Origin of the sequence: Nocardia sp. NPDC050435, from assembly GCF_040655395.1 — a bacterium.
Classification (GTDB): domain Bacteria; phylum Actinomycetota; class Actinomycetes; order Mycobacteriales; family Mycobacteriaceae; genus Nocardia.
On record NZ_JBFAJW010000002.1, the window covers coordinates 251157 to 274937 of the forward strand.

A 23781-nucleotide genomic window follows, 5' to 3' on the forward strand; every position below is an offset into this window, starting at 1 on the left:
GCCCTGCGCACCCACAGAATCCCGAGCCTGCCCGGCCCCGCCCTGCGCACCCACAGAATCCCGAGCCTGCCCGGCCCCGCCCTGCGCACCCACAGAATCCCGAGCCTGCCCGGCCCCGCCCTGCGCACCCACAGATCCCTGAGCCTGCCCGGCCTCGCCCTGCGCATTTACAGAATGCTGAGCATGCCCGGCCCCACTCTGTGCATTCACAGAATGCTGAGCCTGCTCGGCGACCTCCTGCGGCTCCGCAGATGGCCGAGTCTGCTCGAAGTTCGCATGCGCATCCGCAGAATGCGGGGCCCGGCCCTGCCCCTCCGCAGGCGCCTGAGCCTGCCGGGCGAAATCCTGCCCATCTTGCCGCTCCGCGTGCGCACCATGCGAACTCGCACCCTGTGCCGCCCCGTCGCCATCGGCCGAACCGTGCGCAGCCGCTATGGAATCACGGTGCGCCGGCGCGGATGTCTGCTCGGCCGCGACTCCGTCAGGTGCAGTCCGCGCTTCTCGCGCAGCCTGGCTCGAACTCTGGGCGGCCACACCCTGCCCCGCGCCCGTATCGGCTCCGACCGGGTGTCGAGAACCATGAGCGGGCCGGTCGGTTTCCGACGCAGCCGGAGTGGCGGTCGCGGCCCCTTGTGCCACAGACGTGTCGGGAGCAGCGGTCGGCCCGTGCGCCGTAGACGTGTTCTGCGCGGCGGTCGCTCCCTGCGCGGCAGATGTGCCGTGCGCGGCGGACCCAGCGTGCGAGCCCTGAGACGCAGACATGCCCTGCCCGGCAGACCCGGCGACCGCTCCTTTGGCCGCAGACATATCCCGCATAGTGGTCGCCCCTTGGGCACCGGAGATGTCCGGCGCGGCGGTCGCCCCCTGGGCGGTAGACGTGTCCTGCACGGCAGGCGCCGCGGTAGACGCCTGGGCAGCAGACGCGTCCTGCGCGGCAGGCGAGGAGATCGCCCCGGCCGCTGACGTTTCCCGCGTCGCACGGGTCGAAGCCTGATCGACAGGAGCGGCGTGGTCGGTGTGTTCCCGCGCGGGTGCGGCCGGGCCCTGCCCCGAGGCGGAACGCTGCCCGGCGGGTTGACCGGGCTGCGGGCCCGTGGTCGAGGCTCCTTCGCGCTCGGCGCGGAGCGCGGCCAGGGCTTCGGCACCGCGGCGGCGGCCGGGTTCGGCAACGGCCGGGCGGGCCGCCGGGGCCGAATCCGGAGCGGCGGCGGGCGCCGCGCTCGAAGGGGCCGCCGGGGCGATGGCCCCGGTGGCGACGCCGCGTTCGAGGCGCTCCAGGCGCTGGAGGGTGGCCGACTCCGTGTCCGAGACCGAGGGGAGCAGCATGCGGGCGCAGACGATTTCGAGGAGCAGGCGGGGGGCGGTGGCGCCGCGCATCTCGCCGAGGCCCTCGTGCAGGAGTTCGGCGTAGCGGGCCAGGGTGGCCGCGCCGAGGCGCTGGGATTGGGCGCTCATGCGCTCCAGGACATCGCCGGGGCCGGTGACGAGATTGCGTTCGATGGCGTCGGGGACGGCGCGCAGCAGGATCAGATCGCGGAAGCGTTCCAGCAGGTCGACGGCGAAGCGGCGCGGATCGTGCCCGGCCTCCATGACGCGGTCGACGGTGCCGAACAGGGTGGCGCCGTCGTCGGCGGCCAGGGCTTCCACGGCGTCGTCGATCAGGGCGACGTCGGTGACGCCGAGCAGCGAGACCGCGCGGTTGTAGGTGACGCCCTCGGGCCCGGCGCCCGCCAGCAGCTGATCGAGCACGCTGAGGCTGTCGCGCGGGGAGCCGCCGCCGGCCCGGATGACCAGCGGATACACCGCCTCTTCGACGGCGACGCTCTCCTGCTCGCAGATCCGCCCGAGCAGCCCGCGCATGGTGGCGGGCGGCAGCAGCCGGAACGGGTAGTGGTGAGTGCGCGATCGGATGGTGGGCAGCACCTTGTCCGGCTCGGTGGTGGCGAAGATGAAGATCAGGTGCGCGGGCGGCTCCTCGACGATCTTGAGCAGCGCGTTGAAGCCCGCGGTGGTGACCATGTGCGCCTCGTCGACGATGAAGACGCGGTAGCGCGATTCGGCGGGCGCGTAGAAGGCGCGGTCGCGGAGTTCGCGGGTGTCGTCGACGCCGCCGTGGCTGGCGGCGTCGAGTTCGATGACGTCGAGATTGCCGGGCCCGCCGGGCCCTAGCGCCACGCACGAGGGGCAGACGCCGCACGGCGTGGACGTCGGGCCCTGCGCACAGTTCAGCGAGCGCGCGAGGATGCGGGCGGAGGACGTCTTGCCGCAGCCGCGCGGGCCGGAGAACAAATAGGCATGACTGATCCGCCCGGTGTCGAGCGCGGTGCTGATCGGGTCGGTGACGTGCTCCTGACCCACTACCTCAGCGAACGTTGCCGGTCGGTACTTCCGGTACAGAGCCACGGCCAGAGGTTACCGGCGACCACCGACAAAACCCACACCCGCCGCAGCGCCCCGAGACACACGGTGCCGGGCCCGGGCCACCACCAGCCAGTGTGATGCAGATCACCAACAGTACGGCTCCCTTTTCCGGCCCGCCGATCTGCGCGAGTGATAGCTACGTGTCAGCAATCACAAGGTCTCGGGCAGTTGGTTTCCGATTTACACCGGCGAGAGCACCGTCCGATCTGCAATTATTCGGACATCCGCCCCGTTACCGCCGGAAATTTCGGAAGTAACGAATCCATTACCGGGAATGACATCACGCAATCGGCTGGCTACCGTGGCAATCGGCAACTTCGGTAGCCAAACCTTCATCAGGTTGGTGGCCCCGGCCGGTCCCTCATCCCGGCCGGGGCACAACCTGAATCGAGTCCCTTCCGATCTCGACGAACCGCCCTGGAGGAATCTCCACCGTGCCGTCTTGTGACGACATCGCCTCGGCCTGGCTCTCCAGCACCGACTTCGCTGGAAACCGCACTGCGGTCGATCTCCTCAGCCGTGCCATCAGCCCCCAGGACTTCGCCCTCAAGCGCGATTCACTACCGGTAGCCGCGGCCGCCGATCCCGCCACCGCCGCCGCCATCCTCGAACTCCTCGAACGCGGTCAGGTGCCCACCATGGCCGCGATCCGGACCCTCACCGCGCAGAACGAGATGCGCCGCGAGGCCGAGCGGATCGAACGGCTGGGCCGGCGCGCCCAGCGCAGCATCGACGATTTCGGCAAGGTGCTGGCCCGGCTGGCGCACGAACACTGGACCGCGCACGGCACCGGCCCCACCCGCCGGGACGTGCTGTCCTCCGAACCGGTGATGGCGCTGATCGCGGACCGCATCGGCGAGATCGCGCCGTCCGCCGTCAAGCACCTCTGGCTGATCGAGCGCGCCCAGCGCGCGGGCTGGATCGCCTCCAACGCCAATCCCCAATCCCTGTGCGCCGCACGCCGATTCCACGCCGCCAAGTACGGCAACCGGGTCTCGCTGCGGCCGGTGAACACCATCGGCACCCTGGTCGCCGGATTCCTGCGGGACTACCGCGCCGCCAACGGCCGCCCGCCGCGCTGGTCCACGCTGGCGCGGGAGTTGCGCGACGACCGCGGCCGGCGCCTGTTCCACGACACCGCCGACGCCCGGCTGCAGCAACTGTGGCTGACGACCGCGGAGTGGATCGCGCTCGAGGAGGACCTGCCGGTGCCCGGCCGCCGCGGCGTGCGCACGCTCGCCCGCAAGGCCCGAGGCTAGCCCGCCTTACACCTCACAAATCGCCGCGACCACTGGCGAAACAACCGAACGTGACGTAGGTCGCAGGGTGAGTATCAGTTAATTTCCTTGCAACGCATTCCGCGTTGAAGGGAGTTTCTGTGTCCTCGATCGATCCTGCGGCCACCGCGTGGCTGCTCGTCAGCACCGCCCTGGTGTTGCTGATGACGCCCGCGCTGGCCATCTTCTACGGCGGAATGGTGCGCTCCAGCGGCGTGCTCAACATGCTGATGATGAGCTTCATCGCGATCCCCCTGGTGACGGTGGTCTGGCTGCTGGCCGGCTATTCCCTCGCCTTCGGCGAGGACGCGGGCGGCGGGCTGATCGGCAACCTGGACCACTTCGCCCTGGCGGGCATCGACCCGAACTCGGTCAAGGGCACGGTGCCGGAACTGCTGTTCGTCACCTTCCAGCTGACCTTCGCGATCCTGACCGCCGCCCTGGTCAGCGGCGCGATCGCGGACCGCGCGAAGTTCGCGGGCTGGATGGTCTTCGTGCCGCTGTGGACGCTGGCGGTGTACGTGCCGATCGCGCACTGGGTGTGGGGTCCCGACGGCTGGCTGCTGCACTTCGGCGCCCTGGACTACGCGGGCGGCCTGGTCGTCGAGATCGCCTCCGGCGCTTCGGCGCTGGCGCTGGCCATCGTGCTCGGCCCGCGCATCGGCTTCAAGGTGGACGCGATGCGCCCGCACAACCTGCCGTTCGTGCTGCTCGGCGCGGGCCTGCTGTGGTTCGGCTGGTTCGGGTTCAACGCCGGCTCGGCGCTCTCGGCCAATGGCACCGCGGCCGCGGTCTTCCTCAACACACTGGTCGCGGGCTGTCTGGGCATGCTGGGCTGGCTCGCGGTGGAGCAGATCCGCGACGGCCGCCCGACCACCTTCGGCGCGGCCTCGGGTGTCGTGGCGGGCCTGGTCGCGATCACTCCGTCCTGCGGCTCGGTGAACACGCTCGGCGCGATCATCGTCGGCCTGGTCGCCGGCGTGGTGTGCTCGTTCGCGGTGGGCTGGAAGTTCCGGGCGGGTTACGACGATTCGCTGGACGTGGTCGGCGTGCACTTCGTCGGCGGCGTCGTCGGCACCATCCTGATCGGCCTGCTCGCCAACCAGATCATGACCGGCGGCGTCGAGGGCCTGCTCTACGGCGGCGGCCCGGCACAGCTCGGCAAGCAGCTGGTGGGCGTGCTCGCGGTCGCGGCCTTCGCGTTCACCGTCAGCTTCGTGCTGGGCAAGCTCATCGACAAGACGATCGGCTTCCGCATCACCAAGGAGGACGAGACCTCGGGCATCGACTTCGCCCTGCACGCCGAGACCGCGTACGCCGAAGGCGTGCACGGGCATTCGACCGGCAAGAGCGTCTTCGGCAGCAGCCACTGACCGTTCGTCAGCTGACGGCCGCGGCCGCCGCCGTGAAGGTGTTGCACTGGGCGGTGCGGTTCTCGTCGACGCCGATCTCGAACCAGTTGCCGCTGTTCTCGGCACTGCCGTGGTCGCGGGCGTCGGTGGGGCCGTCGCCGCGGCCGTTGGCGTCGCGCTGGGCGACGGTCATCTGACCGCTGGACAGCGCGCCGCCCTTGTTCGCCGAACCCAGGTACATGCCGTTGAAGCACTGGGCCTGCAGTTCCACCCGGCGTGACAGTTCCAGCCCGCGGGCGCTGCGGACGCCGGCGTCGACGCGTTCGGCGTTGGCGCGCCGCAGGATTCCGGACGCAGCCTGCACGTGGTGGCCGTACTCGTGGGCGAACACCGAGAGATAGACCACCCAGTTGTTGCGGAAGATGTCGGTCTGCAGCTGGCTGATCGGCATGTAGATGGTCTTGTTGGCCGGGCAGTAGAAGGCGGCGAAGCTGCTGGTGGTGCCGGTGCACGGGGTGGTGATGCCCTCGGTGCTGGCGCTGACGTTCAGCGTCGGCGGCTCGAAGCTCAGATTCTGCTTGGCCAGCAGCGGTTTCCAGGCGTCCTGCAGGCAGTCGGCGGCGGTTTCGAAGAATGTGCGCGCGGTCTCGACCTCGGTGCTCCAGGCCGTATACGCGCACTTGGCGGGCAGCAGGGTCGCGTCCTGGTCGGTGAGCAGCGGGTTGGCGCCGGGCGAGCCGGTGCCCGCGGCGTCGGAGGCGACGGCCGGTTCCTTGCCGTCGCCGCTGCGCACCGCGTTCAGTACCAGCCCACCGGTGACCAGCACGACCACCACCAGCAGCAAGGCGAACAGGCCACCGCCGCCGCGCTGTTTGCGCGGCGGGCGCGGGGCGCCGCCGGAGGGGCCGTAGGGCAGCGGCGGTGGGATGGGGGGACGGTGTGCGGGCGGCTGATTCGGCCGGAGCGCGGGAAAGCCCTGCGGTGCGCCGTATCCCGGGCCCGGGCGGTAGCCGGGGCCGGGCGGCGTGCCGTAGCCCGGCGGCTGCGGACGATATCCGGGCGCCGGAAAACGCTGTCCACCAGGTGGAATGGATCCATGTCCGTACGGTGGCTGTGTCACTCCCCCGTACCCCCTCGTCTCAGTTTCGTCGTCACGCTCCGCTGACGCAGGATAGCAACCTGTCTAAAGTAGGCTGCCATGCTGACTTTTCGGGGGATCCGGGCCGCAGCGCTGCTGCTCACAGGCCTCGGGTTGATCGCGAGCGCACCGCAGGCACACAGCCAGCCCGCCGCACCCGGCGCGACCATCGTCGCCGACCTGACCCTCACCCCCGACGGCGTCCTGCGGGTCGAAGAGGCGATCACGGTGCCGCCGGGCGGCGATTTCACCATGGCGCTGCCGCTGCGCCTGCAGCTGAAAGACGACGTGTTGCGCAGCTTCCAGGTCACCGACGTCACCGTCACTGGGGCGGGCACGTCGAGAATCGCCGACGACCAGTTCATCGTCGACGCCGATCCGGGCGAGTCCAAGTTCAGTTACACCATTCACAACATGGTCACCGACGCCCCGTCGGCGCAGCAGTTCCGCTGGCTCGGCGTGGTGAACAACGACATCGCCTCGCTCAGCGTGTCGCTGATCAGCCCGAGCTTCGAAATGTCGATCGTGGACTGCAAACTCGGGCCGCCCGGCAATACCCGGGCGTGCGCCGACGTGCGCGTCGAGGCCGACGGCGTGCTGTTCCTGGAGCAGACCGACCTGCGCAAGGGCGACGCCATCGACCTGAGCCTGCAACTGCCCCCGGGCACCGTCGCGGTCGCGGCGGAGAAGGCGAATCCGTTCGCCGTCACCACCCCCGCGCTGCTCGCCTTCGGCGCGCTGCTGCTCGCGCTGGCCGGGCTCGCCGCCTACGCCGCCCGCGCGCGCCGCCAGGACGCCGCGGCCACGGCGGGCGCCGAGGTGATCGATCCGCTGCGCCGCGAGGACGGGCAGGTCCAGTTCACCTCGCCCGGCGGCCTGCTGCCCGGCGAGGCGGGCCTGGTGGTGGACGGTTACGCCGACCCGATCGATATCGCCGCCACGGTGATCGACCTCGCGGTGCGCCGCTACATCTGGGTCACCCCGCTCGGCGCGGACGCCGCCGATTGGCAGATCACCCGGGTGAACACCCCCGACGATCAGCTGCGGGACTACGAGCGGGGCGTCTACACCGCGCTGCTGCCGGACGGCACGGATTCGGTGCGCGTCGGCGAGCTGCGCGGGCGCATGCCGGTCTCCGAGATTCGCAAGGCCATCATCGCCGACGCCGTGGCGCGCGACGCCCTGGTCGACCGCACCCGCCCCGGCCCGGCCACCTGGTTCGGCGGCGCGCTGATCCTGGCCGGAATCGTGACGACGATCGCGCTCGCCGTCACCGCCGGGCACGCGCTGGTCGGTGTGGCGCTCCTGCTGGGCGGTGTGGCGGCCGTGCTGCTGCCGAAGTACCTGCCGGCGCGCACCGCGCTGGGCCGGGAGCTGGCCGGGCAGGTCCGCGCGCTGCAGCGCGGACTGGATGCCATTCGCGCCGAACAGATTCCGGCCGCGGATCAGGAGACGGTCTTCTCCCGCGCGCTGCCCTTCGCGGTCGCCTCGGGCCGCACCGACAACTGGATCCGCACCTTCCGCAACGTCAATCCGGCCGCCGATTCACAACCGGGCATCTATTGGTTCGGCGGTTTCGAGCACGATCGGGATCTGCTGCGGTTCGCGAGCCACTTCCCCTACTTCATCACCGCGATGGAGGGCCTGTTCGGCAAGCAGGGCAGTGACTAGCCGCCCGCGCGCAGTCGTCCGGTGGCGACCAGCTCGAGGGTGAGCAGCACCGCGGCGGCCTCGATCGCCAGCAGCCCGATCAGCACCAGCAGCTGGGTGGCGCCCGCGGCCACCGGACCGGCTCCGCCCAGCAGCACCCCGACGAACGCGCCCGGGAGTGTGACCAGTCCCACCGTGCGGGTCTGATCCAGCGCCGGGGCCAGCGCCGACCCGGCCGCGTCCCGGCACACCTCGAGCGCCGCGTCGCGCGGGAGCAGTCCGAGCGCCAGCCCGCCCTCGTACTCGCCGTGCCGGGTGCGCAGTTCGTCCAGGGCACGGCGGCCCGCGAGCGCGCAGGCGGTCATGGCTCCCCCGACGAAAATGCCCGCGATGGGCAGCACGGCCACCGGGCGGGCCGGCACCAGGGTGGAGCCCACCAGCAGCGCCAGCACCGGCGTCACGCCCGCGAGGATCGGCAGCAGCGTCCACCAGCCGGGCCCGCGCGTGGAGCCGGTGATCCGCCGCCCCGCGGTGCCCGCCGCGACCACGACCATTCCCGTCACGAACAGCGCCGTCCATCCGGTACTGCGCAGCACGGCCGCGATGAGCAGCGCGACGATGGTGAGCTGCGCGGTCGCGCGCACCGCCGCGACCCAGACCTCGCGCGCGGTTCCCGACCCGGCGATCCGGACCAGCACCGCCGCGACAGCGGTGAGCAGCAGCAGGATCATTGCCAGTAAGGGACCGACGGCGACGTTCATCCCGATAACGCTGCGGCGCAACCGGATCGAGAGCAAGAGAAAGGCCCCGATCGAATGATCGGGGCCTTCTCGTGGCGGAGGATAGGGGATTTGAACCCCTGAGGGCTGTTAACCCAACCCGCGTTCCAGGCGAGCGCCATAGGCCACTAGGCGAATCCTCCGTCGAGCAGCATACCGGGTACCCACGGGTGAGTACCAAATGCCCCTGTCAGAGGGCTACTTCTGGAGCCCCGCGAGGGCTTTGCGGACCTGTTCCTTGGCGACCTGGGCGACTTCCTCCTTGTTGAAGGAATCGCCGTCGGCGCGGTCGACGCTGATCTCGACCTTGATCGAGACATTGCTGTCCTGCACCGCGACGGTGTACTCGGTCATGGCGTAGCTGGAGTAGTCGCGCACCTCGGAGTGCCAGTAGCCCTTCTCACCGATGCCGGTGACCTCGCCGGAGGAACGACCGGTGCCGGTGGTGCCGGTGTCGTAGTCCTTCCAGTTGTCGTAGTCGTGCTTGGCGAAGGAGCCGTCGCCGAGGAAGGAGACCTCGAGATCGATATCGGCGGTGTTGGTGTGGTACTTGCTGGTCGAACTGGTTTCCTTGCTCGACGCCTTGCACTTGAGCTCACCGCCGGTGTAGCTCTTGGGCTGGGTCTCGGTGTGCTCCGGCGTGCCCGAGGGTGTCTTGGCCCACTTGGTGATCACGTTGGTGTCGATCAGGCTGCAGGCGTTGGTGATCTTGTCCATCGCGTACTTGCCGTCGGCGTTGCCGCCGCCGGTGTTCAGCGAATCCTTGGCCGAGTCGACCAGTGCCACGCAGCCCGCGAACAGGCCGAGCACCAGGACCAGCGCGACGCCGCCCGCGATGAGCCACGGCGTCTTGCTGGACTTGGGCCGCTGATAGGGCGGCGGCTGCGGCGCGAAGTTCTGCGGCGCACCGTATTGCGGCGGCGGCGCGTAGGACGGCTGCGGTGGCGGCGGCGCGTACGGCTGCGGCGGCGGGGTGTACTGGTCGTATCCGGCGAAAGGCGTTGTGGGACCGCCGATCATGGTCGGTTCGGAACGCGCCGGATCGGGTGCGTCGCCGGCCGCCGTCGGCTGCTCCCACCAGTGCGCGGTCGGCTCGGCCGGACTCGCACCCGCCGGTGTCGAATCGCCGTTGGGTGGATTCTTCTCAGTCACGCGACCGGTCCCCTCGTACCTTCTGCGGGTAATGCCCCTCCGATGTTGGACCGATCGTAGCCACAATGCCCGAATTCGGGGCACCCGATATTCGCCGCCCGGCATCCGCTACACTCGTCCTCGGATCCCGCGCGGCGCGCATCCTGTGAACTCCCCCAGGGCCGGAAGGCAGCAAGGGTCAACGGGCTCTGCCGGGTGCGCGGGGTCCCCTTAAATGTTGAGCGCTCGGCCGTGCCATCCCCTCCCGTGAAACGTCCGGGTGGATCCCATTCCGGCCCTGAACAATCCCCTCCACTTCGGAGCGACACCCGGGTACGGTGTGACGCGGTCCGCCCTACAGGTCCGGGCCGCCAACTACATGCCCCTTCGCCTGCTTGGAAAGGCTGCACAGGATGCCCCGGCAAACGCAGATCGGTTTGATGAGCCACGAGGAGCTCGTGTCCGAACACGAGACCCAGACCGCGAACTACGCGACGCTCCAGACCGAGAAGCTCACGCTGGACCTGACCAGGGGTAAACCTTCACCGGAGCAACTCGACCTGTCCGCCGCCCTGCTCTCGCTGCCCGGTTCGGGCGATTTCCGCGACGGCTCCGGCACCGACTGCCGCAACTACGGCGGCCTGCACGGTCTCCCGGAACTGCGCGCCATCTTCGGTGAGCTCCTCGGCATCCCGGTCGAGAACCTGCTGGCCGGCAACAACGCCAGCCTCGAGCTCATGCACGACGCCATCTCCTTCGCGATGCTCTACGGCACCAACGATTCCGAACGCCGCTGGGCCGCGGAGGAGACCATCAAGTGGCTGTGTCCCGTTCCCGGCTACGACCGTCATTTCGCGATCACCGAGGCGCTCGGCTTCGAAATGATCCCGATCCCGATGGACCACGACGGCCCCGACACCCGCGCCATCGCCGAACTGGTGGCGAACGACCCGCAGATCAAGGGCATGTGGGCGGTACCGAACTACTCCAACCCGACCGGGCACACCCACTCCGAAGAGATTGTGCGCGAACTGGTTTCGATGCCCGCCGCGGCGCCGGACTTCCGCCTCTTCTGGGACAACGCCTACGCGGTGCACCCGCTGACCGACACCGCGGAACCGGTGATCGACGTGCTCGGCCTGGCCGCCGCGGCCGGTCATCCGAACCGGCCCCTGGTGTTCGCCTCCACCTCGAAGATCACCTTCGCGGGCGCGGGCGTCAGCTTCCTGGGCGGCTCGGCGGCGAACCTGGACTGGTACCTCTCGCACGCCGGCAAGAAGACCATCGGCCCGGACAAGATGAACCAGCTGCGGCACCTGCGTTTCTTCTCCGACGCGGCGGGCGTGCGCGCCCACATGCAGAAGCACCGGGAGATCCTGGAGCCGAAATTCGCGCTGGTGCTGAAGATCCTGGAGGACCGGCTGGGCGCGTCGAAGGTGGCGTCCTGGACCGAGCCCAGGGGCGGCTACTTCATCAGCCTCGACGTGCTCGAGGGCACCGCGGCCCGGGTGATCGCGCTGGCCAAGGACGCGGGCATCGCGCTCACCGCGGCCGGTTCGGCGTTCCCGTACCGGAATGACCCGGAGGACAAGAACATTCGCATCGCGCCGAGCTTCCCGAAGCTGCCCGAGCTGGAAAAGGCCATGGACGGCCTGGCCACCTGCGTGCTGCTCGCGGCGACCGAGAAGCTGCTGGACAAGTAGGTCCGAACGACGAACGGCGGGTGCCCCCTGGACACCCGCCGTTCGTCGTTCCGATTCACTCGGGCTTGTGTGCCGAGACCGCGAACATCGTCACCGACAGATGGATGTCGCCGCTCTCGGCGCCGTGCCGCAGCTCCGCGAGCAGGGTGTCGCGCTGCGCCTCGCTGATCGAGCCGCGCGCCACCGCCATCGCCGAGATGCGATGCACCAGCGAACCCGCGCCGACGGAGCGGTCCTGGATCAGCGCGTGCGAGCCGATCTCATCGATGACCAGGCCCGCGGCGCTGAGCAAGCCCGGAAGCCGCCGACCGGAGAACGGATTGGTGGTCGCCGCGACCAGGGTGTCGACCACGCCGCGCACCACGTCGCGGTCGCCCGGGTGCACGATCGCGGTGCCCCAGTCGACGTCCACCACCACCGCGCGGCCGCCGGGGCGCAGCACCCGGGCGATCTCGGCGGCGGCGCGCGCGGGTGCGGTCAGATGCTGGAACACGCGCTCGCACAGGGCGGCGTCGAAGCTGTCGGCGCCGAAGGGCAGGCCGTAGGCGTCGCCGGAATGGAATTTGGCGTGCGACCCGGCGTCCTTGGCACGGCGCTCGGCGGAGGCGAGCAGGTGCGGGTCGGGTTCGACGCCGATCGCCGTGCCGGTCGGGCCGACGGCGTTCGCGAACGCCATCACCTCGGAGCCGGTACCGGAGCCGATGTCCACCGCGCGTTCGCCGGCGCGCAGGGCGAGGGCGTCGTGCGCCCAGTCCCGCAGCCGGTGGATGCCGGGCAGTGCTGCTTGCAGGTCACGCACGTCGACCAGTTGGTCCTGGCCGGCGCGATCGAAACGATCCGGACGCGGCGCGTAGGTGTCGCGGAGCCGATCCGGGGAAGAGGCCGTCGTGTGAGGCATGGCCGGGAGCATACGCCCAGCTGTGACGCAGCGCACTCGGATGATCGCACGGACCGGGGTGGGATGATCGATGCCGACCGCTGGCTACCGACCGGAGAAAGGATCGACGGTGACCGTCACATTGTGTCTCGCCCAGGAACCGGAGGCGGATCGGCTGCTCTCCGAGGATCCGTTCGCGCTGCTGACCGGAATGCTGCTGGACCAGCAGTATCCGCTCGAGCACGCCTTCCGCGGGCCGAAGAAGATCGCCGACCGGATGGACGGCTTCGGCATCGACAAGATCGCCCAGGCGGATCCGGAGGCGTTCGAGGACCTGTGCTCGACCCCACCGGCCATTCATCGCTACGGCCGGTCGATGGCGCGGCGCACCCAGGAGCTGGCCCGCTACGTGCAGGAGCACTACGACGGCAAGACCGAGCGGATCTGGACCCAGGGCGATCCGGACGGCAAGGAAGTGCTGCGCCGGCTCAAGGACCTGCCGGGCTACGGCGATCAGAAGGCGCGAATCTTCCTGGCGCTGTTGGGCAAACAACTCGGAGTCCGGCCCGCGGGCTGGGAGGCCGCCGCCGGCGCCTACTCCGAGCAGAACTCGCGCCGCTCCGCCGCCGACATCGTCGATCAGGAGTCGTTGCTCGAGGTGCGCGCGTTCAAGAAGGAGGCGAAGGCCGCCGCCAAGGCCGCCGGAAAGTAAGAATCGGCCTGCGTTTTTCCCTGGTCACCAGCTATTTGCTCAATGAAGCTGAGCCCTCGACAAGCATCAACCGGATGAGGGATAGCAGTACATGAGGATCAGGAAGCTGGCCGTTGTGGCCGCATTGGTGACGGCGGCGACCGGGGTCACCGCCGGTACGGTCAACGCGGCCCCCGCCGAGACCGACGCGCCGATCAACTACACCATCGACAGCACCGACACCCAGTCGATCCTGTCCATCGACCAGGGCTCCATCGTCGCCGAAGACGGCGCCCTCAAAATCAAGGACGCCGCCGGCAACCTGGTCGCGGGCACCCCGCTGATCATGAAGATCGACGAGTTCGAATTCCCCATCGCCGCCGACATCTCCGGCCGCACCGCCACCCTGACGCCCCAACTCGAGGTGAGCAAGGCCGTCTACAAGCCCGTTGCCCTGCCGTTCGAGAACCAGGCGCCCTGGAAGACCGAGTACGAGCGTGAGCAGGCCGCGTGGTCCCGTTTGACCTCGACCATTTCGATGGGCGCGACCATCGGCACCCTGGTCGGTGGCCTCGGCGGCGCGGCCGTCGGCTGCGTCCTCGGCGGTGCCACCGGCGCGGTCCTGTCCTCGGCTCTGACCGCTCTGCTGGGTCTGCCCGCCGGTTTCCTCGCGGGCTGCGTCGCGGGCGTGCTGCTCGTCGGCGCTCTCGGCACCCTGGCGGGTCAGATCCTCATCACCGGACCCGTCGCGGTCGGTGCGGTGATCCAGTACTTCACCACGATCGGCACCCCCTTCACTCCCCCGGCCCCGGCACCCAAGTAACCGATCCGGAAACCCGCCCCGCCCAGCAGCTTTCGCCGGGCGGGGTTTTCCGCTGCGGAGCGCCGGTGCGTCGCAGCGGCCGCGCACCGGCGCGTCGGTGATGATGCTCGGCATGCCCACCGGATTCCAGACCAAGCGCGCCTACGACGCACCGGAGCCCAGCGACGGCTACCGGGTGCTCGTCGATCGGCTGTGGCCGCGCGGGGTGAGCAAGGAGCACGCCGAGATCGACGAGTGGGCCAAGGACGTGACCCCCTCCAACGAACTGCGGACGTGGTTCCACCACGATCCGGGCGCGAATTTCGCCGAGTTCACCGCGCGATACGAGGCGGAACTGGCCGGCGATGCCCGTCAGGAGTCGCTGCGCGCCTTGCGAAAGCGGGCCGAACACGAGCGCGTCACCCTGGTGACCGCGACGAAGGATCCGGAGCACAGCCATGTGAGCGTGCTGCTCCGCTCACTCCGGTCAGGGCGCTGACCTGCGCAGATAACTGTGGCGTCGCGCACCCCGGCAGAACAGGGCTTGGTCACGGGTCCGGTTCGATGTTAACTTCGTTTGGTGTCTACCAATCCCACCACCGCGATGCGGGTCACCTATGTGACTGCCGCGCTGGGATTGCGGCTGCCCCTCACCCGGGAACTGTGTTGTTCCCGCTGCCGCGGCTGAGTTCTTTCGAATCGGCCGCCTCGTCGCCGACCCCGTAGACATGTCCCGCCGTTCGGCCGGGACTCGAAGCTTGGACTCTCCCATGGCTCTCTCCACCCTCGAGCGGCCCGGTTCCCGGGCCGCCGCCACCGGTCGCACCCGCGTGCAGCGTCCCGTCGTCGCGCCGGAATTCCGGATCGCCGACAACCCCGCCGCGGCCGTGCTGCGGGCCGCCACCGGCGGGCCCGTCTCGCGCGACAATGCCGCGCGGACAACGGGTTCCAGCATCGCGACGGTCAACCGTCAGGTGTCCTCGCTGCTCGCGGCCGGACTGCTGCGCGAGCGCCCCGACCTGGCCACCTCGGGTGCGGTGGGCCGGCCCCGGGTGCCGTTCGAAATCGACAACGACGCCTTCCTCACCCTCGGCGTCCACATCGGCGCGGCCGCGACCAAGATCGTGGTCGCCGACCTGCGCGGCCGCATTCTCGGCGGGCTGGCCATCGCCACCCCGCAGACCGGCCAGGACTTCGCGACCACCACGGTCGCGCGCAGCGCCAAAGCCTTCCTGCAGCGGTGGCACCGGCGAAAACCACTCTGGGCCGGCGCCGCTATCGGTGGCCGGGTCGATCCGGCCACCGGCCTGGTCGACCACCCCAAACTCGGCTGGCAGGGCGCCGCGCTCGGCGCCGTCCTCGGTGACGTGCTGGAACTACCGGTGTCGGTGGCCCCGCACGTGGAGGCCATGGCCGCCGCGGAACTGCTGCTGCCCACCCCGGAGCCGCGCCCGGGTCAGGAGCGCGGCAGCAGCCTCTACTTCTATGTTCGCGAAATGGCCGGTGTCGCGGTGACATTGGACGGTCGCGTGCACACCCCGAGCAACGGCCCCGGCTCCATCGCGCACCTCCCGACCGGATCCCAGGTGCAGTGCACCTGCGGCCGGCGCGGCTGCTTGGAGGTCACCGTGGGTGATCGCGCGCTGCACGCGCGCGCGGTCGGTCTCGGGATCATTCCCGCGCACAACGGGACCGCGGGCACCACCGTCGCCGACCTGTACCGGGCGGCCGAGGGCGGTTCCGCGCCGGCCCGTGAGCTGCTCCAGGAACGTGCCACGATCCTCGGCGACACCGTCGCCCTGGTGCGCGACATGTTCAACCCGGATCGCGTCATCCTCGGCGGCCAGGCCTTCACCGCCTACCGGCCCGGCATCACCCACGTCGCCAACGCTTTCCGCCAGAGCACCACCCTCCCGCCCACCGACATCCGGATCAGCGGTTTCGGCGGCAAGGTCCAGGAGTTCGCCGCGGTCGCCACCTCCCTGAGCGCGATCTACGCCGACCCCCTGGCCGCGGCCCGCCGCATCGGACTCACCGACTGAGCCAACCCGCCGAGGGGCGCGACCGGAACTCCGCCGGCCGCGCCCTCCGGTCTTTCCCGAAGTCGCCTCACGACAACAGCTTTGGCGGCCTACCCGGGAGCGAGGCGGGGCTCCGTTACATCGCGAGCACCGAAGCGTCGGGTTTCGCACAGCGACACCGAGCGGCGACATCGGCCACTCGGCACCTGCGCGCCCTACCGATCGTCGAGTGGGCGCCGGTCGCCAGGCAGGTGCGCAGCCGTCACCCGAGCCACCGCCCCGCGAAGCAGATCGGCGTAGGCGTCGATATCCGGCATGGCGGCGCTGTCGGCATGGATCGAGATCGTGACGGTGTCGCCTAGGCCGTGGACACCGTGGGTGAGGTGCATGACCGTCCCGATGGCGGGGAAGCCCGCGGTGAACAGGGACGGGCCGCCGAAGGTGAGGTCGGCCGGGCCGCGGTGAACGCTGGAGACGACGGTGTGGCCGGCGAGGGCGTCGGGGACGGTGTCCAGGGGGTACCCCGCTACGTCGCGGCGCAGGAGGAGGGCGGGCGTTACCGCGGTGACGGCGTCCTGGGCCGTGAGCAGCGGGTGGGTCGCGCGGACACGGCGGGCGGACTGGTCGGCGGCGATGGCAGCAGAGCGTGCGGTCAGGTCGGATTCGCTGAGGTGCAGGTCGACGCCGAGACTGCGGTAGTGGTTGCGGGCCGCGGATTTTCCGGGGAGCGCCATCGGGACCTGCGCCCCGGAGCGTTCGACCGGCCGGCCGCGCTGGGCGAGATATTCGGAGAGCGCCACCGAGACGGCGGTCAGGGCCGCGACGGTGACCGTGCGGTCCGGCAGCCGTAAGGCAGCGGCGTCGAAGACGAGCATCCGGACGCGGTGCTCCGAATCGGCCGGGGCGGCAGCCGGATTCACCAGGCTGGGCGCGAAACTCGGTGCGGGCCCGGGTAGTCGGCCGGATTCGGACAGCGCAGCAAGCTCCCGCTGCGCACGATACGCCCGATATCCGCTGGTCAATGTCCGCACCGCCTGCACCGGAAAGCGCGATACCCCGAGCGCGGGCGCAAGCGCCGCTGCCACGCTCCGCGCACGATTCAGCCCGACGCCGGTTGTGCCGGGCTTCTTGCCCGACGCGGCCGCGAGCGCGCCCGGCACACTATCGACCGCAGCACCCACGGCAGGTGGGTTCACCGCACCGACCTCTTCCGCACCGAACAACGCCCGGGCAAGGGCCGCCCCGTGCCGCCCGTCGGCCAGCGCGTGCGACATCTGCAGAACCACCACCGTGCACGGATCGTCGGCGGCCATCGGGGCCCCCGCGACACCGCGGAACAGGTGCAGCCGCCAAGGCCGGTCCGCCGCGTCCACTCCGGTGCCGAGCAGGTCGCCCACGGCGGCCTGCAGGTGTGGCCAATCCGGCTGCGGCAAAGGGTGTTCGACGAACTGGTCACTGGCGAAGGCGCACGGCACCCAGGACGGGTAGTCGAGATCGCGCGGCACGGCGCGCAAGCGGACCCGCAGGCCGGGGATGTCCGCCACCCGCCGGAGCACCTGGGCGCGCAGGTCCGCGGTGGGGACGCCGCGGTCGCGGAAGGCGTAGAGCAGGAACAGGTCGTTGCGCGTGCGCTGGGACAGCCAGTACATGGTGGCGTCCGGCGCGGCCACGCGGTGCCGTTCGTACATGCGCTGACTCCCTGCGGCCGGATCACTGACTGCGCCGACCATATCGCCGGCGTCCCCACAGCTCACCACCGCGGCGGCGGAACGACGAATGATCTTGATGGGCACAAGATTTCAGAAAACCATCGATTCCACCGGAACCCACTGCTACCGTCTGTAGTAGAACTATTCGACTCACCCAGGGGCGGGGTGCAGGCCATGACCATTCCGGTAGCTCGCAAAGCCAGTGCGCAGGCCGATGAAGCGGATCAGCGATATCAGGCGGCCGCGTTCCTGAAACGGTCCATCAACAAGGTGTTCCCGACCCACTGGTCGTTCCTGCTGGGCGAGATCGCGCTGTACTGCTTCATCATCCTGCTGCTGTCCGGGGTGTATCTGACGCTGTTCTTCGACCCGTCGATGAGCGAGGTCGTCTACGACGGCGCCTACCAGCCGCTGCGCGGGGTCACCATGTCCCGCGCCTACGAGACCTCGCTCAACCTCTCCTTCGAGGTGCGCGGCGGGCTGTTCGTCCGCCAGGTGCACCACTGGGCCGCACTGCTTTTCGCGGCCTCGATCATCGTGCATCTGCTCCGCATCTTCTTCACCGGCGCGTTCCGCAAACCGCGCGAACTGAACTGGGTGCTGGGCTCGATCCTGCTGATCCTGGCCATGTTCGAGGGCTACTTCGGCTACTCGCTGCCCGACGACCTGCTCTCCGGCACCGGCCTGCGCGCCGCGTTCTCCTCGATCACGCTGGGCATGCCGGTGATCGGCACCTGGCTGCACTGGCTGATGTTCGGCGGCGACTACCCCGGCACCATCATCATTCCGCGCCTGTTCATCGCGCACGTGCTGCTGATCCCCGGCATCATGCTCGCGCTGATCGCGGCGCACATCGCGCTGGTCTGGTATCAGAAGCACACGCAGTATCCGGGTCCCGGCCGCACCGAGAAGAACGTGATCGGCGCTCGCATCGTGCCGGTGTTCTCGCTGGACCAGGGCGCGTTCTTCGCGTTCACGCTGGGCACCGTCGCCATCATGGGCGGCCTGCTGCAGATCAACCCGGTCTGGAACATGGGCCCGTACAACCCGGCGCTGGTCTCGGCCGGCACCCAGCCCGACTTCTACATGATGTGGACCGACGGCATGATGCGGCTCATCCCGCCCTGGGAGATCTACCTGTTCGGGCACACCGTGCCCGGGTCGTTCTGGGGCGCGATGATCATGGGCCTGGTGTTCACGCTGCTCATCGGCTACCCGTGGATCGAGAAACGCCTGACCAAGGGCGTGGCGACGCACAATCTGCTGCAGCGTCCGCGGGACGTGCCGGTGCGCACCGCGATCGGCGCGATGGTGCTGACCTTCTACGTGGTACTCACGCTGACCTGCGTGAACGACATCATCGCCTACAAGTTCGACATCTCGCTGAACGCGACGACCTGGGCCGGGCGCATCGGCGTGCTCCTGCTGCCGCCGCTGGCCTACTTCCTCGCCTACCGGATCTGCCTCGGCCTGCAGCGCAGCGACCGGGCCGTGCTCGAGCACGGCATCGAGACCGGCGTGATCCGGCGGCTGCCGCACGGGGAGTACATCGAACTGCACCAGCCGCTCGGCCCGGTCGACGCGCACGGGCATCCGATTCCGCTGGAGTATCAGGGCGCGCCGGTGCCGAAGAAGATGAACAAGCTGGGCGCGGCGGGCAAGCCGGGCACCGGCGGCTTCTTCCGGCCCGATCCCTGGCAAGAATCCGAACGCAACCTGGCGTTCGATCACGAGGAAGAGCGCAAGCAGCTCGCGGTGCTGCGCCGGGTGCAGGACGAGGCGGCCGGCAACGGCGGCGGTCCGGCCGCGGGCTGAGCCGCCGATAGCGCACACACCAAGGCCCCGAGTCTGTGCCGACCCGGGGCCCCGTGCTGACTATCTCGCAGCGCTACCTGTGTTTCAGGCGCGCCCGAATTCCCCAGCGGATACGCCGCTGAGGAACGCATCCCATTCGCCCGGGGTGAATGCCAACACCGGGCCACAACCGTTGTCTTTGGTGTCCCGAACTGCGACGTTGCCGTCGCCCACCATCGCAACCTCTACGCAGTTCCCGTCGGGACCGCTGTATGTGCTCTTATGCCACACAGCATCAGTCAAATCGAGCTCCACGGCACTAGCTCCTTTGCTATTCGAAACGAGGAATTGTTTGGACCGTTTCCAACTAGCACCGGCACCCGGCAAAACAGCCGAATCCCCGTGCGCGCCCGTTAGCAACGCGCAACATTCACGGTGCGTCGTTTTCGCACTGTAGTTCGAGGTGAATTTCACCCCCGGGGCTGACCCCGCGCGGTAGACACTAGCAGGTATCAACAGCATTTGCCGATATCTTGCTCGGTCAAACATCATTTCTGCCAATGTTGCGAAGTTATCTGGTAGCTACAGCATTGCTAGTACTCCACAATTCTTCCACAGGCCGTCCGCCCGCAAACTTTTGGTCGTCGTGATTACTTTGTAATCCAGGCTTAATGACCCTTTCAAGATCAAGAGAGGTGACGCGGCGGTGCCGTGTCAGGGATGATGGCTTTATGGTCGAACGTCCCCGCGACGAGGCAGGTCGCGCCCGCAACCCCCGTCCCCGTGACCGATTCGGTCGCCCGCTGCCGCTCGGCAGCGTCGGCGTCCCGCGAATTCCGGATGATCTCGATCTTCCGCCCCAGCAAACTCTAATCCTCGCCCAGCAACTGCTGGATGACGGCTTGGCATTCAACGCGCACGAGGTATTGGAGTCCGCATGGAAGAACGGACCGTTCGCCGAGCGGATGCTATGGCAGGGCCTGGCGCAATACGCGGTCGGTATCACGCACATCCAGCGCGAGAATCCCAAGGGCGCGCGCACCCTGCTCGAGCGCGCGGTGACGAGACTGTCCCGCTACGCGCCGGTAGATAGCCACAAAACGGACACCCGGCCGAATGGTGACAATTGCGAAGACAATCCTGGCGACTACCAGAATGCGAAAGCGCCGTACGGGATCGACCGTGACGGCCTGATCGCGCACGCCCGCGGCCTGCTGGCCGCGCTGGACGCCGGTCGGCCGATCGGCCCGGAAGAACTCAAGCCGCGCCTGGCAAAATGATCTTCGTGCCCGCCGACTCCGCCCCGCCGACCGGTCCGGGCGCCGGGCGGTACGCCCCGAGCCCCTCGGGTGATCTGCACCTGGGCAATCTCCGCACCGCGCTGCTGGCCTGGCTGTTCGCCCGCAGCACCGGCCGCCGCTTCCTGATGCGCGTCGAAGACCTGGACCGGGTGCGCCCCGGCGCCGCCGAGCGGCAGCTCGCCGATCTGGCCGCCCTCGGCCTGGACTGGGACGGCCCGGTGGTCCGGCAATCCGAACGACTGCCGCTCTACACCGCGGCCATCGACCGCCTCACCGAGGCCGGCCGCACCTACGAATGCTTCTGCACCCGAAGGGAAATCCAGCAGGCGGCGACCGCACCGCACGGGCCCATGGGCGCCTACCCCGGCACCTGCCGGGACCTCGGCGCGGCGGCGCGGGCCCGGCACCTGGCCGACGGCCGCCCCGCCGCGCTGCGCCTGCGCGCCGAGGCCGCCGATTTCGAGATCGTCGACGAATTGCACGGCCGCTACCGCGGCGCGGTCGACGACCTGGTGCTGCGCCGCGGCGACGGCATGCCCGCCTACAACCTGGCCGTGGTGGTCGACGACGCCGCCCAGGGCATCGATCAGGTGGTGCGCGGCGACGACCTGCTCTCCTCCACGCCCCGGCAGGCCTACCTCGCCACCCTGCTCGGCCTCCCCGTTCCGCACTACGCGCACGTGCCGCTCGCCCTCAACACCGCGGGGCAGCGACTGGCCAAGCGCGACGGCGCCGTCACGCTCGCGGACCGCCTGGCCCTGGGCAACACGCCCGAAGAAGTGTTGAACCTACTGACCGGTTCGCTCGGATATATTGCGAGCTCACCGGCCCAGCTCCTGGACCGCTTCGACCCCGCGCGGCTGCCGCGCGAGCCGTGGATCGTGGATGAGAACGGGTTGGTACAACCCGAGGCAGGTCCGTAACGTACGCAGGCGACCGAAGTTGGCTGATCAACCGATCACGACGCGGACCGAACTCAGGGTCTGGAGGCGGTAGCGCAGCGTGACCACGCAGGACCCAGCGAGGGCCGCACATCCGACACAGAGGGACAACCTATGACTAGCGGTGGCTACGACCCCAACCAGAATCCGCAGGGCGACCAGCCGTATGGGCAGCCCTATCCCCAAGGCGGGCAACAGTATCCGCAGGGCGATCCCTACGGGCAGCCGCAGTACCAGCAGCCACAGTACGGCCAGGATCCGTACGGCCAACCGCAGTACAGCCAGGACCCGCAGTACGGCCAGCAGCAGTACGGTCAGGACCCCTACGCGCAGCAGCAGGGCTACGGTCAGCCCTACGGCCAGGGCTACACCTACGCCGGGTACGGCACCCCGGCGGATCTCGGCGTCCGCGTCGGCGCCCGCGTCATCGACACGCTGATCGTCCTGGTCCCGGTGAACATCATCATGCGGCTCATCTACGACAGCGGCACCGGCTTCTTCGTCGGCGTGAGCGTGCTCGGCGCCCTCGCGCTCACCGCGTATTTCGTGCTGATGGAGACCAAGCAGGGCACCACCCTGGGCAAGAAGCTGCTGGGCCTACGCGTGCTCGGCCCCGGCGGAGCGCCGAAGGTCACCCTCGAGCAGTCGGTCAAGCGCAACCTGTACGCGATCCTCTACGTCCTCCCCTGCATCGGGCAGATCGCCTCGCTCGCGCTCATCATCTACATGATGATCACGACGTCGCAGGATCCGAACAAGCAGGGCTGGCACGACAAGTTCGCCGGCGGCACCCAGGTCGTCAAGGCCTGACGGTCAGATCGTGGTGGCCAGACTCAAGGTCCAGTACAGGATGGTGACCACGATCCCCGCCGCGCCGACCCAGATGCCGGCCTGGGCCATGCCGCGACCCTCCTGATACGGGTTCTCCTTGAGCTGGTTCAGCGCCATCACGCCCAGGACGATGCCCACCAGCGAGCCGATGCCGCAGCTGCAGAACCCGATGAGCGAGGCGACCAGCGCGCCGATCGCCAGGCCGTTCGTCTGGCTCGGTGCGGGCCCGTAGCCGTAGGGCTGATACCCGGGCGGGCTGGGGTACGCCGGCCCGCCGGCCTGCGGAAACGGTTGCGGGCCGGACTGATACGGCGCCGCGGGCTGCTGGGGATACCCCGGCCCGGACGGCGGCTGCGCGGGGTACTGCGGAGCCGACGGGTACCCGGACGGCTCGGAAGTCGGATACTGCGGAGTCGACGGCTGTGCACCGGAATCAGCCGACACGCCTTCACCGCCGTACTGCTTCCACCATTCGTCGGAATCGCCGGGCTTCGTCATGGATACAGCCTAAGTGAGACCTGGTTGTATAAACCTTGTGAGTGACTTACAGACGAACCCAGCACACGACGGGTCTGGACGCCCCGCGCCGAGCCACGCGGCATTCGCCCAGGTTGCGCGGGGGTACTACACAGCGATCGTGGCGCTGTTCACGGCCACGCTGATTATTTCCAATGTCTGCGCCAGCAAGGGCGTGGAGTTCTTCGGCGGCGAATCGCTGACCATCGGCCCGTTCCAGATCCTGCCGATCGGCACCGACGGCGCCTTCTTCCTCTTCCCGCTCGCCTACGTCCTGGGCGACGTGCTCAGCGAGGTGTACGGCTTCCGCGCCACCCGCCGCGCCATCTACTACGGCTTCGCGGCCCTGGTGCTGATGGTGGTGTGCTTCACCATCGCGGTGCGGCTGCCCGCCGCCGGGTTCTACGAGCACCAGGAAGCGTTCCGGACGGTGCTCGGCACCAGCTGGCGGCTCGTGCTCGCCGGGCTGCTCGGATACTTCGTGGGTCAGCTGCTGAACTCCGCCACCCTGGTGCTGATCAAAGAGCGCACCAAGGAGAAACACCTGTGGGCCCGGCTGATCGGCTCCACCGTGGTCGGTGAATTCGCCGACACCCTGATCTTCTGCTCGATCGCCGCCGGCGTCATCGGCATCGACACCTGGGAGCAGTTCCTCAACTACCTGATCGTCGGCTTCCTCTGGAAGACGCTGATCGAGGTGCTGGTCATGCCGATCACCTACCGGGTGATCGCGCTGCTGAAGAAGCACGAACCGACCTACGCCCCCAAGGAAACCGAACCACTGCACGCCTGAGACCCGCTGCGCGCGCCCCCGCCGATCGGCGGGGGCGCGTCGTTGTCTCGGCCC

General features: G+C 69.2%; 21 protein-coding genes, 1 tRNA gene and 1 other RNA gene. 14 read left to right on the plus strand and 9 right to left on the minus strand.

The genetic code is table 11. The features are described 5' to 3' along the window. Positions 1–2403 (minus strand): DNA polymerase III subunit gamma and tau (locus AB0I43_RS05535; RefSeq protein WP_357431474.1); only part of this gene is annotated, 2403 nt, incomplete at its 3' end. Between the two features lie 452 nt (positions 2404–2855). Between AB0I43_RS05535 and AB0I43_RS05540 the strand changes: the two genes are divergently transcribed. Then, on the plus strand, positions 2856–3680 hold the full coding sequence (locus tag AB0I43_RS05540; RefSeq protein ID WP_356971565.1) for a hypothetical protein: 825 nt from the start codon (positions 2856–2858) through the stop codon (positions 3678–3680). A 119-nt stretch (positions 3681–3799) separates the two neighbouring features. Then, positions 3800–5071, plus strand: a complete 1272-nt coding sequence (locus AB0I43_RS05545) for an ammonium transporter (RefSeq protein WP_356971567.1) — start codon at positions 3800–3802, stop codon at positions 5069–5071. 7 nt (positions 5072–5078) lie between these two features. On the opposite strand, the gene AB0I43_RS05550 is transcribed toward AB0I43_RS05545, so the two are convergent. Beyond that, positions 5079–6170 (minus strand): neutral zinc metallopeptidase, encoded by a 1092-nt coding sequence (locus tag AB0I43_RS05550; protein WP_356971569.1) that lies wholly within the window; start codon positions 6168–6170, stop codon positions 5079–5081. Positions 6171–6248: 78 nt separating this feature from the next. Between AB0I43_RS05550 and AB0I43_RS05555 the strand changes: the two genes are divergently transcribed. Next, positions 6249–7859, plus strand: a complete 1611-nt coding sequence (locus AB0I43_RS05555) for a DUF2207 domain-containing protein (RefSeq protein WP_356971571.1) — start codon at positions 6249–6251, stop codon at positions 7857–7859. Here AB0I43_RS05555 and AB0I43_RS05560 read toward each other — a convergent pair. From AB0I43_RS05560 to AB0I43_RS05570, 3 genes are all read right to left on the minus strand, one after another. Further along, the gene (locus AB0I43_RS05560; RefSeq protein WP_356971573.1) at positions 7856–8599 is read right to left on the minus strand and encodes an ABC transporter permease; all 744 of its coding nucleotides are present in this window, start codon (positions 8597–8599) and stop codon (positions 7856–7858) included. The two genes, AB0I43_RS05555 and AB0I43_RS05560, sit on opposite strands and share 4 nt — an antisense overlap. A 72-nt stretch (positions 8600–8671) precedes the next feature. Next, positions 8672–8760 (minus strand) — tRNA-Ser (locus AB0I43_RS05565). A 55-nt stretch (positions 8761–8815) separates the two neighbouring features. Then, positions 8816–9769, minus strand: a complete 954-nt coding sequence (locus AB0I43_RS05570; RefSeq protein ID WP_356971575.1) for a hypothetical protein — start codon at positions 9767–9769, stop codon at positions 8816–8818. Between the two features lie 119 nt (positions 9770–9888). Here AB0I43_RS05570 and ffs point away from each other — a divergent pair. Continuing rightward, an RNA gene (gene ffs, locus AB0I43_RS05575) (signal recognition particle sRNA small type) lies at positions 9889–9983 on the plus strand. Between the two features lie 178 nt (positions 9984–10161). Next, complete coding sequence (locus AB0I43_RS05580) at positions 10162–11451, plus strand: aminotransferase class I/II-fold pyridoxal phosphate-dependent enzyme (protein WP_356971577.1); 1290 nt, start codon at positions 10162–10164, stop codon at positions 11449–11451. Between the two features lie 55 nt (positions 11452–11506). Here AB0I43_RS05580 and AB0I43_RS05585 read toward each other — a convergent pair whose 3' ends face one another. Next, positions 11507–12349, minus strand: coding sequence for a methyltransferase domain-containing protein (locus AB0I43_RS05585; RefSeq protein WP_356971579.1), 843 nt, complete (start codon positions 12347–12349; stop codon positions 11507–11509). A 109-nt stretch (positions 12350–12458) separates the two neighbouring features. On the opposite strand from AB0I43_RS05585, the gene AB0I43_RS05590 reads away from it, so the two are divergent. The 4 genes from AB0I43_RS05590 to AB0I43_RS05605 all read left to right on the plus strand — a co-directional run bounded on the left by AB0I43_RS05590 (position 12459) and on the right by AB0I43_RS05605 (position 15863). After that, positions 12459–13040 (plus strand): HhH-GPD-type base excision DNA repair protein, encoded by a 582-nt coding sequence (locus tag AB0I43_RS05590; RefSeq protein WP_356971581.1) that lies wholly within the window; start codon positions 12459–12461, stop codon positions 13038–13040. Positions 13041–13131: 91 nt separating this feature from the next. Then, positions 13132–13842 (plus strand): hypothetical protein, encoded by a 711-nt coding sequence (locus tag AB0I43_RS05595; protein ID WP_356971582.1) that lies wholly within the window; start codon positions 13132–13134, stop codon positions 13840–13842. 112 nt (positions 13843–13954) lie between these two features. After that, the gene (locus tag AB0I43_RS05600; protein WP_356971584.1) at positions 13955–14320 is read left to right on the plus strand and encodes a DUF488 family protein; all 366 of its coding nucleotides are present in this window, start codon (positions 13955–13957) and stop codon (positions 14318–14320) included. Positions 14321–14591: 271 nt separating this feature from the next. Next, complete coding sequence (locus AB0I43_RS05605) at positions 14592–15863, plus strand: ROK family protein (RefSeq protein WP_356971586.1); 1272 nt, start codon at positions 14592–14594, stop codon at positions 15861–15863. Positions 15864–16057: 194 nt separating this feature from the next. On the opposite strand, the gene AB0I43_RS05610 is transcribed toward AB0I43_RS05605, so the two are convergent. Continuing rightward, positions 16058–17530: a wax ester/triacylglycerol synthase domain-containing protein gene (locus tag AB0I43_RS05610; protein WP_356971588.1), complete on the minus strand. Its 1473-nt coding sequence runs from the start codon at positions 17528–17530 to the stop codon at positions 16058–16060. Between the two features lie 195 nt (positions 17531–17725). On the opposite strand from AB0I43_RS05610, the gene AB0I43_RS05615 reads away from it, so the two are divergent. After that, on the plus strand, positions 17726–19366 hold the full coding sequence (locus tag AB0I43_RS05615) for a cytochrome bc complex cytochrome b subunit (protein WP_356971590.1): 1641 nt from the start codon (positions 17726–17728) through the stop codon (positions 19364–19366). Between the two features lie 84 nt (positions 19367–19450). On the opposite strand, the gene AB0I43_RS05620 is transcribed toward AB0I43_RS05615, so the two are convergent. Then, a complete protein-coding gene (locus AB0I43_RS05620; protein WP_356971592.1) occupies positions 19451–19660 on the minus strand; it encodes a DUF397 domain-containing protein in 210 nt (69 codons plus the stop codon). Positions 19661–20076: 416 nt separating this feature from the next. On the opposite strand from AB0I43_RS05620, the gene AB0I43_RS05625 reads away from it, so the two are divergent. From AB0I43_RS05625 to AB0I43_RS05635, 3 genes are all read left to right on the plus strand, one after another. Beyond that, complete coding sequence (locus tag AB0I43_RS05625) at positions 20077–20625, plus strand: DUF309 domain-containing protein (protein ID WP_356971594.1); 549 nt, start codon at positions 20077–20079, stop codon at positions 20623–20625. Then, positions 20622–21569, plus strand: a complete 948-nt coding sequence (gene gluQRS / locus AB0I43_RS05630) for a tRNA glutamyl-Q(34) synthetase GluQRS (RefSeq protein WP_356971596.1) — start codon at positions 20622–20624, stop codon at positions 21567–21569. Before AB0I43_RS05625 ends, gluQRS begins: the two co-directional genes overlap by 4 nt. Before the next feature lie 132 nt (positions 21570–21701). Continuing rightward, a complete protein-coding gene (locus tag AB0I43_RS05635; RefSeq protein ID WP_356971598.1) occupies positions 21702–22397 on the plus strand; it encodes an RDD family protein in 696 nt (231 codons plus the stop codon). 3 nt (positions 22398–22400) lie between these two features. Here AB0I43_RS05635 and AB0I43_RS05640 read toward each other — a convergent pair whose 3' ends face one another. Then, positions 22401–22916, minus strand: coding sequence for a DUF4190 domain-containing protein (locus AB0I43_RS05640; RefSeq protein WP_356971600.1), 516 nt, complete (start codon positions 22914–22916; stop codon positions 22401–22403). A 37-nt stretch (positions 22917–22953) separates the two neighbouring features. On the opposite strand from AB0I43_RS05640, the gene AB0I43_RS05645 reads away from it, so the two are divergent. Further along, positions 22954–23727, plus strand: coding sequence for a queuosine precursor transporter (locus AB0I43_RS05645; protein WP_356971601.1), 774 nt, complete (start codon positions 22954–22956; stop codon positions 23725–23727). The last annotated feature ends 54 nt before the right edge of the window (positions 23728–23781 follow it).